This is a genomic window from uncultured Aquimarina sp. (genome assembly GCF_947492405.1).
Classification (GTDB): Bacteria; Bacteroidota; Bacteroidia; order Flavobacteriales; family Flavobacteriaceae; genus Aquimarina.
In genome coordinates this window covers 387,046-406,047 of the sequence record NZ_CANLMP010000003.1, presented here as the reverse complement: position 1 = coordinate 406,047, position 19,002 = coordinate 387,046, and the positions used below count along the sequence as shown (strand labels likewise).

The window sequence follows — 19,002 nt, the reverse complement described above, 5'->3', positions numbered from 1 at the left end:
TGAAATAGGTATTTATACGGGAAATTAGGGGAAAAATACAGTTAAAAGAATTCTCGGTACTGCATCACCCTAAAATCTATAGTATTAAATGCTGGGTTTTGATTTTTCTGGTCCTTATAGGATTGTAAACTTCCTATAGATCTATTTGCTGCTCCAGATGGAGCGGTTAAAGAAACTGTTTGTATGATTCTGTTTGAATGGTCTCTCGATTCCGCTTGAGATAATAATTTTGAGGGAAGTGTGAATTGATGTATTCTGGGAATGTTGTTAGATACTAACGATAATTGTAATTGGTATTCTTTAAGATGTTTTCTAAAGAAATATTCTGGTCCATTTTTACTATTACCTCCTGTAAATAGAAGTGTATCGATTTTAAGGTATTGCTGTAAATATGATACCACATCTCTTAATTGTATATGTTGCATCCCTAGATCTGATGCATCAATTTTATCTCGTTTACAACTATGGACGATATCACAAACTCCTATCCCGCGAGAGGCTAAGAAATTCTTACGTTGCGCTACAGCTTCCTGGGTGGTTTCGAATTTTAGTTTTAAATCAAAAATACGATCCAAAACAGGCCATAGCAATCCGCTGATACTGCCATAACAAAAATCAACGTCTCCTTCTTTTAATGCTCCCGAAGTAAATCGTGGTGGTGGCAAGGTTCCTACTATGAGTTTAGTAGCTCCTTCTGGAAAAAAAGGTTCGTATGGATGGGTGTGTTGGAACAATACGGAATTAGGAATTATGAGTTACGATTTACGATTTACGATTTACGAAGGTAGTAAGATTTTTAAGATAGTAGTTGGTATTAAGTAGTAAGGAGTTAATAAAATTGAGATTCACCACGAAGTTCGAAATTCCCCCTTCGAAGGGGGTTAGGGGGATGTTATTTATGAATAATGAATAGTAAGTACAGAAGTCTGAGGGTTGAGGGTTGAGCGGTCCTCCTGAGGCGGACAGGTGTCGAAACCCGAAACCTAAAACTCGTCAGGTCGAGTGTCCGCCTTGGGCGGATATATCGAGATCCATCCAGCTCTAAATAATCTAACAATCCAACTATTAAGTATTAAGTAGTTACTCCATAGAATCGCTACACAATTTTGTTATATGGGGAATTTTACGGTATTTTTAGAATCTATATAAAAATTAACCGTAGAATTAAACGTTTATTATACGTTTGTAATCGTTTATAATTGAATATATAAAAGAAATATGCGTACTAGTACGTATATAACATTGTTACCACACATAATAAAAGTGAATAGAGAAATTTGGAACGATAGAAGTTTTAATCACGATAACCCTAAAAGTTATCCCTGCCCTACTTGTAAAGTTGGAGTTCTAAATTTAAATGGAATTTTAACAAAAATCACCCCAAGAGGTGATGAAATGGAATACTATAATTATCCAAACGGAATTGAACACGTATTCAGTGGTATTCTTAAATGTAAAAATGCTGATTGCAATGAATTAGTTACTATTAGTGGACAATGCTTGAAAGACATTGTCTATGGGAAAGAACTGCCTGATGGGCAAATGTTAGAAGATAGATTTTCAACCTATTATCCGAAATATTTTTACCCAAATTTAAAATTATTTGAACTACCAAAAGAGATTACTTCAAATGTTTCTCAACAAATAAATCTTTCTTTTTCGAACTATTTTGATGATTTATCATCCTGCGCAAATAGATTACGAAATTCAATAGAGTTAATCTTGGATGATTTAAAAGCTGCTAAATGGAGGAGAACAAAAGCAGGAAAAATACACAAATTCAAAACACTTCATCAGAGAATTGAGCATTATGGATTAAAAAATAAAAATATTGCAAATCATTTACTTGCGCTAAAAATAATTGGAAACGAAGGGAGTCATATAGGAGAGGTACAACCTGAGGATATCTTAGATGCTTACGAAATATTAGAACAGTTGATCGAATTTGCGTACGTAAAGAAAGCTAAAAGAATAGCAGATTTGGCTAACGAAATTGTTGATCGAAATAAACCCAGAATGAAAAAATAAATACGTGTGGTAACACCAAGTATGTGGTCATAGCAGTTAAGTGATAATCCAGAGGTTCTTGTATATTTGCTGTGGCGTAAAGATTTTAGAATAAAAAAGATATAAAATCAACGCCGAAGTGTCGATGGCTTGGTAACATTTTGCTCTGCTACGACACATACTTATAACGTTGTACGCAATTAAAAAATGGAAGAATTAAACACAATTGATATAGAAGGGAACGAATGTCGTTTTCAATATGTGATAGAATATGGAGATGTATTAAATCCACATGAAGTTACATTTAAAGTATTTTCAATCCCACAAGACCCGATGAGATGGTTTTCTTATCGTTTAAACATTATTGATGATCAGACTGCGAAAGGTGAAATGATGACGACTAATTCATGCGCAGAATTTGCTAAAAAAGGAATACCTGAGAGAATTATTGAAAAAGCAGCTGAAAAACTTGAGCGCAATATTATTTCCAGTCCAACTATTGCACAAGAAGGTGATTACTTGGTCGGTCCATCTTATAGTGTTTGGCTCCGATTAACTGAGCAAAATGATTCTGCCAGCTTGGACGAAGAAAACCATCGATTTATACTTTTATATCAAGTTGTGAACAATTAAAATGAAACTATGGCAAGACCTATAATATTTGGAGAAATACAAGGAATTGAAGAGGGCCATTTATTTGATGGTAGGAAAGAAATGATGCCTACAAGTTTTCACCGTGTATGGGGTCGTGGAATTGATAGTGACAAGAAAAAAGGAGCTGCAGCAGTTGTTTTATCAGGCGGGTATAAAGACAAGGATAATGATGATGTAATCATTTATACCGGAGCTGGCGGAAGGGATAAAAATGGAAAACAAATTGAGGACCAAAAATGGTCACACAATGATAACTACGGTTTAATTATTAGTTGTGATCGTGGACTACCTGTGCGTGTCATAATAGGTCATAAACATAAATCACCATTATCACCTAAATCAGGATATATATATGCCGGTTTGTATTATATCGACAGTTACTGGGATGAAATTGAGAGTTTTGGTGATAAGCAATTCAAGATGTGCAAGTTTAAACTTGTATACACTGGAAAAAACACAAGTCGACCAACGCCAGAGGAAATAGAATTAGACCATAGTGTTCGTGATAAAAAACGAAGAAAAGGTACTGTTATGAGAATCGTTAGAGATACTCAAATAGCTCTTACGGTAAAGGAATTATATAACTTTGGATGCCAAGTTTGTGGAATCAAAATTAAAACCAAGAGCGGCTTTTACGCTGAAGGAGCACACATAAAACCTTTGGGCAAACAACACAATGGAGATGATAGTTTAAAAAACCTTTTATGCCTATGCCCCAATCATCATGTTATGTTTGACAAAGGAACTTTTTCAATCTCGGATGATTTAAGTTTAATAGGAGGAGTCGAAAAAGGAGTATTACACGTTAATGAAAAACACCAGATTGACAAAGATAATTTGAACTATCATCGTAAAAGTCATGGATATGATTAGGGTTGTTTGCGGCATTATCTACCAAGACGATAAGGTTTTTATATGTAGACGAAAGCCTAGTAAATCTCTTGGCGGTTATTGGGAGTTTCCAGGAGGAAAAATAGAAACTGGAGAGAGTAATGAAGATTCCCTGAAGAGAGAACTCTTGGAAGAATTACAAATGGAGGTTGATGTCGTTGAATATTTTGGTTCATCCCAATATGATTACGAAAATTTCTCTATTGATTTAATCGCATACACTTGTAATCTCAGAAATTGGAATTTATGTCTAACAGACCATGATCAATATGATTGGGTAACACCAGATGAAATATTAAAATGGAAATTAGCACCAGCTGATATTCCATTGGCACAAAGTATTAAAAACAAAAAAGCGCACAACAAAACCTAAACTGCATTAAAACGCAGTTTAGCCAAAACGTTCAGTCAAAATCAAACCATCTACCATCAAAACATCCAACTTTCCAAAAAAACTCCAAAAACACTGGTAACAATTCTATGGTTCCATACACAATGGTATAGTGACTCGCTACTAAAGCGGGTATAATAAGAATACTAATTATAAAAAAATTGAACGTATGGCACAAGAGAACCAAATTAGTGTAGTCATTCCACAAGAAACTATTGATGAAGTAGCCACTAAACTACAAGAATGTAAAACCGCTTTAGCCCCTTTTTTACAGGCATTAACAGCAAGCGAACGATCAGGGCTTTTTAAAATGGGTGATAAATCCTTACCTACGGTACAAAAGGTAAAAGGATATACAGAAACCAATCCGGAGTTTATGCCAGGCTATATGGATAAAGACGAGTTCTTAAAAGATGAAACCGTAGTATCCCAATTAACACCTATTGCCAATGTGCTGGAACAATTGTTTTCTGATGTAGATGACACGCGACTATTAGCCGGCAGTGAAGCCCTACAAGCTGCATTATTGTACTACGGACAGGTAAATGAAGCCAACAAAAAAGGAGTGCCTAGCGCCAAACCGATTTATGAGGATTTAAAAAAGCGGTTTTCTAAAAAATAATTTTTTCGATCAAGAAAATCCGGTAACATTACCAGAAAGATTCGTCCTTGAATCTTTCTGGTTTTTTTATGAATATCCGATACTTAAAGTTGAGTAAAAAACACTCGTCGTTGAGTATAAAAGACTCAAACTTGAGTATAAAACATTCAAATTTGAATATAAATGACTCGAATTTGAGTAAAAAACATTCAAAATTGAGTAAAAAACACTCAACGTTGAGTATTCATGACTCGAATTTGAGTAAAAAAGACACGACCTTATTTTGGCAAACCATCAACTAATTATCAACTCTTGTACTCAAGTGACATCTCGATACATCCGCCAGAGGCGGACACTAGATGTGACGGATAAGCAAATAATCCAGTAATCTAATTATCGAATCATCCAAAAATCAAGGAGTAAAGAAGGTAATGAGATAAGAAGATTGAGGTTCAACACGAAGCTCAAAATTCCCCCTTCGAAGGGGGTTAGGGGGATGTTATTTATGAGTAGTGAGTATTAAGGAGTTAATGAGTGGTGAGTTTGTGAGGAATGAGGAGGCAGGAGTGAAGAAGTAAAGGAGTTAAAAAAAGTTGAGGACTGAGGCTCCTCCTGAGGCGGACAGGTCTCGAAACTGTCAGTCTGAGCTTGTCGAAGACCAAGAAACCTAATAACAATACGTTTCCTAAAACTGAAAATAAATAAACGGTTGGAAATCGGCAGCATAGGTTTGATAACAGATTATAGCCACAATCGTCGCTATTAATCCTTTAATCACCACATTACTTTTAATAAACTGATCTAGCAACCAATCTTTGGTTTTGTAAGGTAACCAATGTGTAATATATCCGATCAGCATTACAATAAAAACTACTCTATATTCCCAAAGTACGACCAATGCATTCGCCCAATCCATATTGGTCATTATGGATTGATAGAAACGATCGATATGATCCATACTATTCCCTCTAAAGTAAATTCGGGTAAAGGTGATGAAAATAAAAGTAAAGGTAATCTTCCAGATAGTCGCCAACCATGCATTGGAGTTTTCATAAGGGCTTATTTGGCGCCAATATTTATAAGCAACAACTCCTAGACCATTAAGTCCGCCCCAGATCACAAATTTCCAAGATGCTCCGTGCCACAAGCCCCCTACCAACATCGTGATCATAATATTCACATTTCTATTAAAATGCCAAGCCAGTTTAGCAGAAAATAACGTTACTATAAGCAACAGCCCTATTCCGGCTGTAGAAATAATGGCAATACCAAAGTCTGCATAGGCAAATGCTCCTAAAAAAGTAAAAACAATAATGAATACGTATGAAAAGATACTTCCGTTACGGTTTCCTCCTATTGGGATATATAAATAGTCTTTTAACCAACTGGATAGTGATATGTGCCATCGTTTCCAGAAATCTCCACAATGTATCGCCTTATAGGGTGAATTAAAGTTAACCGGTAATTTATATCCCATGAGCAATGCCAATCCAATCGCTATATCTGTGTATCCTGAGAAATCACCATAAATCTGCAATGAATATCCGAACATTGCCATAATATTGGTAAATCCAGAAAACATTTCCGGAACATCGAATACACGATCCATAAAATTCATGGCAATGAAATCTGCAAAAAGCATCTTTTTAATAAGCCCTTTAAGAATCATAAAAGTTGCATTACCAAAATCTTCTTTGGTTATATTAATTTCTTTTCTGATCTGTGGTACAAAATCCGCAGCTCTAACAATAGGACCAGCCACTAACTGAGGAAAGAAACTGACGAAAAAACCAAAATCAATAATGGAATTCAATGGTTTGATTTGTTTTCTATAAATATCCACACTATAACTGATCGTCTGGAAAGTATAAAAAGAAATCCCGACAGGTAATATAATGGTATCAACGGTAAAGTAATCTGCACTTGCCCAAGTATTAGCAAACTGAGCCAGATAATTGATTACCTCATAATCCGTATTAAAAAGATTGTTATAGGATTCTGTAAAGAAATAGGCGTATTTAAAATAACAAAGTGTTCCGAGGTTAATAATGACACTGATCGCAACCAATGCTTTCTTTACCAATATGGATTTACTGTGATAAATAGCTTTACCTAAAAAGAAGTCATTTACCGTACTAAAAAGCAAAATCCCAATAAAAAAACCACTTGTCTTATAATAAAACAGTAAACTAATGGCAAAAAGGTATGCGCTACGGAGACTTTTTTTACGATATATTATCGCATACAAAAAGTAGATTGCTGCGAAAAATATCCAGAAATCTGCTTGCGTAAATATCAAAGGAAAATCCTCTGAAAAAGAAAAAATATCTTTTAATCTATTCATTAATAATTTGATTCAAAACAGAATTTGGCTCTAACTGTAATTCTTTTTCCCACGAACTAGTCAATGCCTGTAATAGTAAATCTGCTTTAATTCTATATCCCAATTGTGTAAAATGTATTCTATCTCTAGGCATCAATTTATTCTGATACCAATCTTTGGAAGAATTAAAACCTCCCATTATTTCATAAAAATCCCAAACTGCCATCTTATGCTTTTTTGCCAAATCATAGATAATCTTCTGCATCACTCTTGTTCTAGGATTTGGGAATTTTCGCTTATAATAAGAATCATTAGGTACTGTAAGTAACACTGCACAATCAGGGTTAGCTTTTTGAGCAGTTAAAATAAGAGTTTCATAATACTTCCTATATTCCTCTGGCTTAAAATCAGGATGATATCCATCATTAGTTCCAACAGAAACTATAAACAGATCCGGTTTATAGAGCATCAATTGTTTATTAAAATACTTACATCTATTATAATAGTTAAAACTAGCTCCATTTACTCCTATCGTCGTATACTCTACTCCTTTATTGTCATTCATTAATTCCATTCCCATCATTAAAAACTCTGGGTTTTCGGGATTTCCTATTCTTTGTACACAAAACTCTAATTCTTCTAATGTTTGGGTGAGTACAAATTCAATAAAATGAGCTTCTTTATTTACTTTGGTATCCGCAATTAATCCTGATTCTTTAAAATTAATTTCATAATCATCACTCCAATTATCATAAAATACTCTAATCCTATTAAAATCATATTGTTGCGCATCATAGCCTCTATGATTTGCTTTGATCTTAATATTAGCAATAGAATCTTTAAAAACAGCACTTACTCCTGCCATTCCCCAAGCTACACTATCTTTTTTTATGGAACATCGATATCCGGTCCAATCCCCATCGAACTCTACATTATAATTACTAGGATTATTGGTTCCTGCTATTTTATATGGATAAATAAATCCTCGTTGTCCTTTTGCGGTCGGACTCATATGCTGTAAATATGTTCTCAACCTATTGGAATAAATATCCGCCTGAATATGAGATCCGCCGATATGAAAAACATGAACATCTTCTTCACTTCCATTAGCGATAGTATCTAACTTGCGAAATAACTTAGCAAATGAAGGCGCATCTTCTGCAAACTTGATTTGATTAGCTTTCCAATTTACAAAAGGATATTTGTTTTGAATCGTATCCAAAACATAATCCTGAGCCATTATGGAAGAACTCACTGCGAGTAAACAAAAAAATAATATGTTATGTCTCATCATTTGGTTCTTCTTTTAGGTCAAGGTATAGGGCTGTAAAAAATAATTCTGAAATAATTTTGGTTCCTTTCCAGGTAAAATGCATATAATCGTTTGCTGTCAGTTTTTCCTCTACCCAAAAAGGCATAGATCCTTTTCCTCCCATCGCGTCATACATGCTCCAATACGCTACATTATTCTGAGAACAAGTTTCCATTAGTTTAGCATTAAGATAAGGTAGTAAAGGATATGTTTCCATCTTACCATTTACAGGAAGACACATATCTGTAGGCCCGATAAATATAAAGCTTACATTTTTAGTTCTTCGTCTCAACCAGTTTATTTGATTGGTAATAGATTTAGCATAATTATCCACTTTTGTAGAATCCTTAAGATAGGGCATTGTATTACCTCCATACTGCATAATGATGATCTTGGGTTTTAAATTCCTTGTCATCTGCCCATATATAGTAGCATTTGTACTAGAAAAAATCGTTCCTGAAGAACCACGCATCGCCACATTATCCATCTGTACTCTTGATCCTCCATCTAAGGTTACTCCATAAAAATCAGCACTTACTTTTCCCTCTAATTCAATTTTTAGATTACTTGGAGTGGTATTCGTTTTTATTCTGTATTTATGATATTTCCCATCCGAAATCAAACTATCTTGTTGAATTAACTTTCCGTCATTATACACCGAAATTTTTATCGGAAAATTACAATTACCATAATGCAGTCCTATATTCGTAAATCTCCTGAATTTGGCATATGCTTTTTTAGATTTACCAATAGTTACAGAAGCCTTCACTAATGGTAAAGAATCTAATGTAATACTATCCGGAAGCGTCTTTTTATGTTCTGTAAATCTAGATACAGACATATATGCTCCGTACTTTCTATGCTTAAATTTTTCTTGTGTAGGATCAAATCTGGCGTATCTGAACCAGTTCTCACTAGGTTTTACTATTGCTGCAATTTGCTTATATACTGGTTTCACAGGAATAAATCCAGGACCACTACCTCCGTACATTCCTTGTAATCTATTTCTAACGTACCCTGTAATTCTATCTCCTTCAATCTGAGAATCACCATAATGAATAATTCTACAAGATCTAGAAGATAATTTAGCTTTTAATTCATCAGCAAAATTGGGATTATCGGCAGGGTATCTAATTCTTTCTATTCTTGTGGTATCTATTTTGGAAAAATCAGGTCTCTGAAGGCTATCTTTTTTAGCTACTGCATCAGCCGTTAGGGTTTCTGGTTCTATATCCGATTCATCCGCTACGGGCACAACTGTTTCAGTAACTTTAAGGATATCTTGTTTCTTGATAAGAGATGAGTCCTTTTCTAAGGCCAAAAACGTTTTATAGGTAGGGTATTTAAGAGAAACTCCTTCGTAAGAGAAACCATCTTCTTGTATTTGTTCTTTTTGGATTCCTCCTTTTTCGCTTAAAAACATTAACCCAAATAATCCTCCCAATACGAGTATCAAAAACAGGGATATTTGAATAGGTTTGATTTTCAAGACTATCGGGGACTATTGATTTTTGTAAAAATAGAAAGTTTTTGCGAAATGCAAAGAAATTATTAGCCTATAGTAGAGAAAAGATACACTACGTTTCAGTTTATATAAAAAAGCTGCAATGTTTCCATTACAGCATATTATTAAATTTTAGTGTTTTATTTAGGCAAATATTCCGCCTCCACCTCCAGAACCACCTCCACACTGTCTGGCATTATAAATAATTGCCGGATAATTTAGAAGACAATACTGACTTGCTCCTGATGGTTGTCTGGCAGTAGTTCCCGGACAATTGCAGTTTAATCTACAAGGTCCTAAATGAAAGAATGGGTAACAATTACCTCGTGACGAGCCACCGTTAATTGTTTGTTGTTCTTTTTTAGTAATTGCTTGAGCCCCGTTTAGTTTTAAGAGATTTTTAAACATAATAAAAAATGAGTTAATATTAGTATTCCTTGAACCATTATAAAGGCAATCAAGGTTTTGCCTCTATAAGGAATAGTTTTAATAGACAATCTAACGATTAGTCAAAATGAAATTCCTCATTCTTAAAGATAGTACAATTTGGGGAAAAATCAACCTTCCATCGGAAGCATAACATTTTATTATTATAAGGAAGATGCTAATTTCTTTACATCGTTAACTACTCCCCGATACTTATTCCGATTGGGTTTAGACATATGCTGGGATTCTAATATGATCTCTTCTAAAATATTTTTAGCTTCTGCAGTTTTTCCTTTCTTATCAAGGAATTGAGCTAAAGTATAACGTTCTTTATAATTAGAATATCGCTGATCGATTGGTTTTAGGTTTTCTTCTGCTTCTTTAGACCTTCCTTTTTCCTCTAAAGCTAAACCGTAAAGAAACTGACTTCTGGAACCTCTAAAATCAGATCTGGAATTTATTTGCTCTGCACAAAAAATAACTTTGTCGAATTGATTTGTTTGGTGATATCCTTCAAGTAATTTTTTAACAACACCTGCGTCCTGATTATAATTACCTTTTAAAGCAATTTCATACTCTCCAATACCTGAATTATAATCACCCATCTCATAAAAAGCATCGCCAAGATATATTCGATTCTGGAATGTATCTGCAAATTCAACTTGCTTTCTAAGATCATTTACTTTCTTAGTAGGATTAATCACACTCACGATCTCATTCTGAACTACATCCAAATCTTTTTTATTAAAAACCTGAGTTACCAAATAGATGATACTACCGATAACTGGCAAAAATAAAATCAAAAAGTACCAATAGTACTCATTTCTGTTCTTGATAGCGTGATAAATACAAAACGCTTGTAAAGCGATAATCAAAAAATATGGCATTCCGCAAAAATAATAAAACTCCGTTATTTCATGCTGGTATTATCCAAAAGCCTTGATATTAAAATATATAAAAAATGGAATCGCTTATTTAAACTGATCAGGATATAATTATTGGCAAAATTAACTACCAAAACGAGTCTATTCAACTGTTAAAGTTATTAACAAAAAATAATTATCTATCTTTACGCCGTAAACATTTAATAACCTTAGAGTCATAATAGTAGACATCCTTATTTAAATAAGCCCCCTATCTACATTGTTAATAACTTTTAAACAGAGTGTTAACAACTCCAAAAGGTGTATTTAAAATACTTGTAAAGTGAAAAGAATTATACTTGTAATTGCAATATTTATTACTGTACATTACGCTAATAGTCAGTGTTCCACGCAAAATACGGATCAAACTCTTATTGGTGTAACTAATGGTGCAACTGATGGTTCAACTGGCCAAAGTTTCACACCTTCCTGTAATGGAATTTTAAACACTATTGGCGTTCCAGCACTAAACAATACCGTAAATGCAACAGTTACTATACGCAGTGGTGAAGGTTATGGCGGATCTGTTTTAGGAACATTACTAAATCAAACTACCTTTCCTTCAACAGATTTTGCAAACGACTATTCCGTATTTGATTTTTCTTCATTAAACATAACCCTAATAGCCGGACAGTCATATACATTTGATATATCTAGCACTGCACTTATCCCGTTCGATAATGAGTCTGATCCTGATTATTTAAATGGTCAACGTTATTCGGGGGGAACGGCTCAACCCGGAACTGATTTATTGTTCTCTTTAGATCTTAATGAAATTCCTTGCACAGATCCAGAGGTTCCAATCGTAACTTTTGCTCCATCAACAATTTGTGATGGTAATAATGCTACACTAACTATTTCTGGAAATCTAAACGATGCCACAGCATGGCATATATATACAGGGGGTTGCGGTGGTAGCGAAATAGGAACTACTACCTCGACATCTTTCGTAGTAACACCCTCAACACCAAACACCACTTATTTTGTAAGAGGTGAAGGTGGTTTATGTGTAATACCTGGTTTATGCGGAATGGTTAACGTAAATGTTACTGCAAATGATATGGTTACATATGCTGCTCCAGCAGATCTGTGTATTAACATAGGATTACAATCTGGTTTAGGCGGAGGAAGTCCAACCGGAGGTGTTTATGCAGGTCCAGGTGTAACGGATAATGGAGATGGAACAACCTATTCTTTTGACCCAACAGTAGCTGGTATAGGAACACATACGATTACCTACACTAGTGCTGGTATTTGTAACTCTGATGCATCTGATACCATAGAAGTATTTGATGTACCAACAGTAACGTTTACAGCTCCTGCCGATCTGTGTGTTAATGCAGGTATACAAACTGGATTAAGCGGTGGAACTGCAACTGGTGGTGTATATTCTGGAACTGGAGTCACTGATAATAGTAATGGAATGACATTCTCTTTTGATCCTGCAACTGCGGGTGTGGGTGTTCACACCATAACATATAGCTTTACGGATGCTAATGGGTGTTCTAATTCAGCATCTGATACCATAGAAGTATTTGATGTACCAACAGTAACGTTTACAGCTCCTGCTGATCTGTGTATTGATGCAGGTATACAAACTGGATTAAGCGGTGGAACTGCAACTGGTGGTGTATATTCTGGAACTGGAGTGACTGACAATAGTAATGGAATGACTTTCTCTTTTGATCCTGCAACTGCGGGTGTGGGTATTCATACGATAACATATAGCTTTACGGATGCCAATGGATGTTCCAATTCAGCATCTGATACCATAGAAGTATTTGATGTACCAACAGTAACGTTTACAGCTCCTGCCGATCTGTGTATTGATGCAGGTATACAAACTGTATTAAGCGGCGGAACTGCAACTGGTGGTGTATATTCTGGAACTGGAGTGACTGACAATAATAATGGAATGACTTTCTCTTTTGATCCTGCAACTGCGGGTGTAGGTATTCATACCATAACATACAGCTTTACGGATACTAATGGATGTTCTAATTCAGCATCTGATACTATAGAAGTATTTGATGTACCAACGGTAACGTTTACAGCTCCTGCTGATCTGTGTGTTGATGCAGGTATACAAACTGGATTAAGCGGTGGAACTGCAACTGGTGGTGTATATTCTGGAACTGGAGTGATTGACAATAGCAATGGAATGACATTCTCTTTTAATCCTGCAACTGCTGGTGTAGGTATTCATACCATAACATATAGCTTTACGGATGCTAATGGATGTTCCAATTCAGCATCTGATACTATAGAAGTATTTGATGTACCAACAGTAACGTTTACAGCTCCTGCTGATCTGTGTGTTGATGCAGGTGTACAAACTGGATTAACTGGTGGAACTGCAACTGGTGGTGTATATTCTGGAACTGGAGTGACTGACAATAGCAATGGAATGACTTTCTCTTTTAATCCTGTAACTGCTGGTGTAGGTATTCATACGATAACATATAGCTTTACGGATGCTAATGGATGTTCCAATTCAGCATCTGATACCATAGAAGTATTTGATGTACCAAATGCTTCAGTAGACGATTCTTCTGCGCCTACTTTTACCGCTAATACAAGTGGAGGATTCTATCAATGGATTAACTGTGATACAGATACACCTATTATTGGAGAAAACAACCAATCCTTTACTGCTACTGAAAATGGTAATTACGGGGTAGAAATAACAATAAACGGGTGCACGCAAAGATCTGCTTGTTTTGTTGTTGCAACTCTTAGTACAGAAGAGGAAGAACTTACGATTGATCAGTTACGTGTATATCCTATTCCGACTATAGGTTTAATTAACATTTCAATTCCGATAAAAAAGGTAACTGTTTATAATATAGTGGGTAAGAAAGTATTCGAAACACTTAATAATCCTTTTGATATTTCTGAATTAAGTTCTGGAGTATATTTTATTAATATCGAAGGTGAAAAAGGAAATATTATAAAACGAATTATCAAAGAATAGTTTATTTAAAATAGCAAAGCCTCTTAGAAAACTAAGAGGCTTTTGTTTTTATAGGTAAAAAATATTATTTCAAGGTTATCACCAAATCATCTGCTTCTACCATAGTACCTGATTTAAGCACTATTTTTTTAATCGTTGCATCTTCATTAGCGGTAATAGTTGTTTCCATTTTCATAGCTTCTATAATAAATAATGGATCGTTCTTTTTGACTTCTTGACCCGTCTTTACCAATACTGATGATAGGGAACCTTGTAAAGGTGCTCCTATCTGCTTAGTATCTGCTTTGTCTACTTTTGCATGTACTACTTTGTCAACCTTAATGGAGTTATCTTTAATTTCTACATTTCGAGTCTGACCATTTACTTTAAAAAATACAGTCACCATACCATCATCATGAGGTTCTCCAATTGAGATTAACTCAATCAATAAAATTTTACCTTTATCTAATTCTATGATAATCTCCTCTCCAGGTGTCATTCCATAAAAGAAGTTTTTAGTAGGAATATTCATCACATTACCATACTTAAGATGGTGATTATATGCGCCGGTGAACACCTTTGGGTATAACTTATATGAAAGAAAATCTGTAATATCCAGTTCTCTACCCATTCCTTTCTTGAAGATTTTCACGAAATCTTTGAACTCTGTTTCGAAATCTACTGGTTCTAGATGTGCGTTAGGTCTATTAGTGAATGGTTTCTGATCCTTAAGTACTGATTTCTGAAGATCTTTTGGAAACCCTCCTTCTGGTTGTCCTAATTCTCCTTTGAACAGATTAACTACAGATTGCGGAAAAGAAATGGTTTCTCCTTGCTCTTTTACGTCTTCTATAGTAAGATTATTACTGACCAGATATTGTGCCATATCCCCCACTACTTTAGAACTTGGTGTTACCTTTACAATATCACCAAATAATGTATTCACCTCACCGTACATCTTAGTAATCTCATGGAAACGATCTGCTAATCCCAATCCTTGTGCTTGCGGTTTCAAATTAGAATACTGCCCACCCGGAATTTCGTGCTGATATACTTCTCCCGTTCCTGCCTTTAGACCAGATTCGAAAACATAATAATATTCACGTACTGCTTCCCAATAATTAGAATATTCATTCAGCTTTGTCATATCCATTGGATTTTCTCTTTCATGAAACTTCAGCATTTCCATAATCGCATTAAAATTCGGCTGTGCTGTCAATCCGGAAAGCCCTCCTAAAGCAACATCTACAACATCTACTCCCGCTTCAATAGCTTTTAGATACGTAGCCGACTGTACAGAAGAAGTATCATGAGTATGTAAATGAATAGGAATATTAATTTCAGACTTTAATGCTGAAACTAGCTCATAAGCTGCATATGGTTTTAACAAACCGGCCATATCTTTAATTCCTAAGATATGTGCTCCTGCATTCTCAATATCTTTTGCCAATTGCACATAATACTCTAAAGTATATTTAGTTCGTTTCGGGTCTAAAATATCTCCTGTATAGCATAAAGAACCTTCGGCCAAACCTTGTGTACGAGTTCTCACATGTTCAATACAAGGAGCGATTGATTTCATCCAATTTAAAGAATCAAAGATTCTAAAAACATCCACTCCATTTTCCCAAGATTGCTCCACAAACTTTCCGATCAAGTTATCGGGATAAGCTGTATATCCAACTCCGTTTGATCCACGGATTAGCATCTGTAATAACAAATTAGGCATCGCTTTTCTCAAAGCTCTAAGGCGTTCCCAAGGATTTTCTCTTAAAAACCTAAGGCAAACATCAAACGTTGCTCCACCCCAAACTTCCATACTAAATATTTCTGGATGGTTTTTAGCAAATCCTTCTGCAACTTTTTGCATATCATAGGTACGCATTCTGGTAGCCAATAAACTCTGATGCGCATCTCGCATGGTAGTATCCGTAAAATGAACTTTATTTTCATTTTTTAACCAGTTCGCAAATTTCTCAGGTCCTAATTCTGTTAGTAAGTCTTTCGTACCTTTTTTATATCCATTCGCTTGATCGAATTCTGGAATTTTAGGAACTACAAAAGTCTTTGTCGGATCAATAGTTTTTACGTCGGGATTACCATTTACAATAACATCTCCTAAAAAATTAGCTAGTTTGGTAGCTCTATTTCGAGATTCTTTAATCGCGAATAACGTTTTTGTATCTCTTATAAAATTAACTGTAACCGCTCCTTTTCTAAAAGTGTCATGTTTCAGAATATTGTCTAAAAATGGCATATTTGTTTTTACACCACGAATCCTAAATTCTGAAAGAGCTCTACGCATTTTTCTACAGGCTCCATCTAAAGTTCTACTATTCGCAGAAACCTTAACAAGCATAGAATCAAAAAATGGTGAAATCGTCACTCCTTGATACACACTACCTGCATCTAATCGAATACCAAATCCTGAAGCACTTCTATATGTAGTAATAGTACCATAATCAGGTTTGAAATTATTTTCAGGATCTTCCGTTGTAATTCTACATTGTACTGCATATCCATTTATCTTGAGGCTATCCTGACTTTCTATCTTGATCTGGGTATCAGATAATTGATAACCTCCTGCGATAAATATCTGGGCTTTAATTAAATCAATTCCTGTTACAATCTCTGTAACCGTATGCTCTACCTGTACTCTAGGATTTACTTCGATAAAATAAATACTACCATCATCATCTACCAAAAATTCTACGGTACCAATATTATTATAATCAACTGCTTTACATATTGTTAAAGCATATTGATACAGGTTATCTAAAATATCCTGCTCTACGCCAAAGGAAGGAGCATATTCAATCACTTTTTGATAACGTCGCTGTACAGAACAATCACGTTCAAAAAGATGTACCATATTACCATGATGATCGGCAACGATTTGTATTTCTATATGTTTTGGGTTTTCTACAAATTTCTCCAGAAAAACAGTATCATCTCCAAATGCATTAAGGGCTTCTCTTTGGGATTCAGGATATGCTTTTTCTAATTCTTCTACACTACGAATTACACGCATTCCTCGTCCTCCACCTCCAGAAGCGGCTTTTAGCATTACTGGAAATCCAATACGCTTAGCTTCTTTGATTGCTATCTTAACATCTGTAAGATCCTCCTTATTACTTTGGATAATTGGAATATCATTGGCAATTGCTACTTCCTTTGCCATAATCTTATCACCTAATGAACGAAGTACTGATACTTTAGGCCCTATAAAAATAATATCGTTTTCCTGGCATCTTTGTGCAAAATCAGCATTTTCTGAAAGGAATCCATATCCTGGATGTATTGCATCTACGTTGTTCTTTTTTGCAACCTTAATGATTGCTTCAATATTTAAATACGGTTTTAATGGTTCATTATCTGCTCCTATTTGGTACGCTTCATCAGCTTTATATCGATGTAAAGAATATCTATCTTCATAGGTGTAAACTCCTACGGTTTGTAAACCAATCTCCGTACAAGCTCTAAAAATTCGAATAGCTATTTCCCCTCGATTGGCAACTAAAACCTTTTTGATTTGCATGATAATAATTTTGTGTTTAAATAATATTTAGCGAACATTCGCTGCGAAGATATTGATTAGAACGAATACTTCCAATACATTTTAATCAGAATAAATTAAATAATTAATTTTTATACTAAAAATTAACTAATTCTACTAAGATGTTATCCTTAGCACTTAAAAATAAAAGTTACGATCTAATAATTTATTTCTGAATTTTATTGTAGTAAGCTTTCTCTGTTACTTCCGACCATTTTGAGATTCTATTTTGAAAATTGGAATAGCTCTCATATACTTCTTTGGATAAAGGATCATCTCCTATCATTTCCTGTATAGCTTCATCTGTAAATCCTCTTAACGCATCCAGCGTTTCTTTAGAAAATTCTCTGATCTCCACTCCTTCTTCATTCACTAATTTATCGAGATAAATACCATTTTGTTTATCAAATTCTGATAACACCCAAACTTGCGCTCGTTTAGCTGCTGCTTGTAAAACTGCTTGTAAATGTAGAGGCAAACCATCGTGAAGATTTTTATTAATAAAAAATTCTAATTGGGAACCTGTTTCGTGCCAACCAGGTGTATAATAATATTTCGAAATCTTATGAAACCCCATTTTATAGTCGTGATATGGACCAATCCATTCTGTAGCATCAATAACGCCACGTTCTAAACTTGTATAAATTTCACTTCCAGCAACGAGAACCGCAGCTCCTCCTGCCTTTTCCAAGACTTTCCCTCCGATTCCAGGCAAACGCATTTTTAGTCCTTTAAAATCTTCTATTGAATTAATTTCTCGGTTAAACCATCCGCCCATCTGCACTCCGGTATTTCCGCCCATATAAGGTACTAAATTAAATTTAGCGTAGGTCTTTTTCCAAAGCTCGTAACCACCACCTACTTCTAACCAAGAAGTGATTTGCTGACTATTCATCCCAAAAGGTACGGCAGCAAAGAATTGTGCCGCAGGTGTCTTACCTGCCCAATAATATGCGGCCCCGCATCCCATCTCAATTGTTCCTTGTGATACTGCATCAAAAGCTTCTAGTGGTGGCACTAACTCTCCACCACCGTACACTTTGATTTTTATCTGACCATTAGAGAGCTCATCCACCCATTCCGCATACTTCTCAGCTACTTCTCCAACAACCGGAAAGTTAGGCGGCCAGGTGGTTGTCATTTTCCAATGAAATACTTTATTAGGTTTTGTTATATCGTAGGATACAGGATTGTTCATACTTGCCGGAGGCTCTCCCAAACAGGAAGAAAAAAATGAACCGGCTAATAAGAATACGAATAACTTATTCATATTATATGTTCGTAATAGTTGTATCAAAATAGAATTCATTTCTTGATTTTTATTAAGTTCTCAATTTATAATTATTCCTAATTAAATACTATTTCTTGTTCTAAGAATTCTTTTTCCTATCAAATATTCAAAACGAAAATGTACTTCTTTGGTTTTATTTATAATTAAACCATTTTGAAAACCTAACAACA

The 19,002-nt window shown here is 34.9% G+C and carries 14 protein-coding genes; 6 read left to right on the top strand and 8 right to left on the bottom strand.

Annotated elements, in window-relative coordinates; all coding sequences use genetic code 11:
- Positions 1-41 precede the first annotated feature (41 nt).
- Positions 42-734 carry a uracil-DNA glycosylase family protein gene (locus Q0829_RS13320; RefSeq protein WP_298543646.1) on the bottom strand — a complete coding sequence of 231 codons (693 nt, stop codon included), beginning with the start codon at positions 732-734 and terminating at the stop codon, positions 42-44.
- A gap of 529 nt (positions 735-1,263) precedes the next feature.
- Here Q0829_RS13320 and Q0829_RS13315 point away from each other — a divergent pair.
- The 5 genes from Q0829_RS13315 (at position 1,264) to Q0829_RS13295 (ending at position 4,565) form a co-directional block, all read left to right on the top strand.
- Positions 1,264-2,028 carry a DUF4145 domain-containing protein gene (locus tag Q0829_RS13315; RefSeq protein ID WP_298543644.1) on the top strand — a complete coding sequence of 255 codons (765 nt, stop codon included), beginning with the start codon at positions 1,264-1,266 and terminating at the stop codon, positions 2,026-2,028.
- Between the two features lie 186 nt (positions 2,029-2,214).
- The gene (locus Q0829_RS13310) at positions 2,215-2,640 is read left to right on the top strand and encodes a hypothetical protein (RefSeq protein ID WP_298543642.1); all 426 of its coding nucleotides are present in this window, start codon (positions 2,215-2,217) and stop codon (positions 2,638-2,640) included.
- A 9-nt stretch (positions 2,641-2,649) separates the two neighbouring features.
- Positions 2,650-3,534 carry a YDG/SRA domain-containing protein gene (locus Q0829_RS13305; protein ID WP_298543640.1) on the top strand — a complete coding sequence of 295 codons (885 nt, stop codon included), beginning with the start codon at positions 2,650-2,652 and terminating at the stop codon, positions 3,532-3,534.
- Positions 3,527-3,925, top strand: a complete 399-nt coding sequence (locus tag Q0829_RS13300) for a (deoxy)nucleoside triphosphate pyrophosphohydrolase (RefSeq protein ID WP_298543638.1) — start codon at positions 3,527-3,529, stop codon at positions 3,923-3,925. Before Q0829_RS13305 ends, Q0829_RS13300 begins: the two co-directional genes overlap by 8 nt.
- 187 nt (positions 3,926-4,112) lie before the next feature.
- A complete protein-coding gene (locus Q0829_RS13295) occupies positions 4,113-4,565 on the top strand; it encodes a hypothetical protein (protein ID WP_298543637.1) in 453 nt (150 codons plus the stop codon).
- 664 nt (positions 4,566-5,229) lie between these two features.
- On the opposite strand, the gene Q0829_RS13290 is transcribed toward Q0829_RS13295, so the two are convergent.
- From Q0829_RS13290 to Q0829_RS13270, 5 genes are all read right to left on the bottom strand, one after another.
- A complete protein-coding gene (locus Q0829_RS13290) occupies positions 5,230-6,888 on the bottom strand; it encodes an MBOAT family O-acyltransferase (RefSeq protein ID WP_298543635.1) in 1,659 nt (552 codons plus the stop codon).
- Positions 6,881-8,158, bottom strand: coding sequence for a GDSL-type esterase/lipase family protein (locus Q0829_RS13285; RefSeq protein ID WP_298543632.1), 1,278 nt, complete (start codon positions 8,156-8,158; stop codon positions 6,881-6,883). Before Q0829_RS13285 ends, Q0829_RS13290 begins: the two co-directional genes overlap by 8 nt.
- Positions 8,148-9,635 (bottom strand): lipase, encoded by a 1,488-nt coding sequence (locus Q0829_RS13280; RefSeq protein WP_298543630.1) that lies wholly within the window; start codon positions 9,633-9,635, stop codon positions 8,148-8,150. The genes Q0829_RS13285 and Q0829_RS13280 overlap by 11 nt, the downstream gene beginning before the upstream one ends.
- Positions 9,636-9,827: 192 nt before the next feature.
- Positions 9,828-10,091 (bottom strand): hypothetical protein, encoded by a 264-nt coding sequence (locus Q0829_RS13275; protein WP_298543628.1) that lies wholly within the window; start codon positions 10,089-10,091, stop codon positions 9,828-9,830.
- Between the two features lie 182 nt (positions 10,092-10,273).
- Positions 10,274-10,996: a hypothetical protein gene (locus Q0829_RS13270; protein WP_298543625.1), complete on the bottom strand. Its 723-nt coding sequence runs from the start codon at positions 10,994-10,996 to the stop codon at positions 10,274-10,276.
- A 319-nt stretch (positions 10,997-11,315) separates the two neighbouring features.
- Here Q0829_RS13270 and Q0829_RS13265 point away from each other — a divergent pair, with 319 nt between their 5' ends.
- Positions 11,316-14,006 (top strand): T9SS type A sorting domain-containing protein, encoded by a 2,691-nt coding sequence (locus Q0829_RS13265; protein WP_298543622.1) that lies wholly within the window; start codon positions 11,316-11,318, stop codon positions 14,004-14,006.
- Positions 14,007-14,070: 64 nt separating this feature from the next.
- Here Q0829_RS13265 and Q0829_RS13260 read toward each other — a convergent pair whose 3' ends face one another.
- Both Q0829_RS13260 and Q0829_RS13255 read right to left on the bottom strand, forming a co-directional pair.
- Positions 14,071-17,523 (bottom strand): pyruvate carboxylase, encoded by a 3,453-nt coding sequence (locus Q0829_RS13260; RefSeq protein ID WP_298543620.1) that lies wholly within the window; start codon positions 17,521-17,523, stop codon positions 14,071-14,073.
- Between the two features lie 184 nt (positions 17,524-17,707).
- Complete coding sequence (locus Q0829_RS13255; protein WP_298543617.1) at positions 17,708-18,850, bottom strand: TRAP transporter substrate-binding protein; 1,143 nt, start codon at positions 18,848-18,850, stop codon at positions 17,708-17,710.
- Positions 18,851-19,002 lie beyond the last annotated feature (152 nt).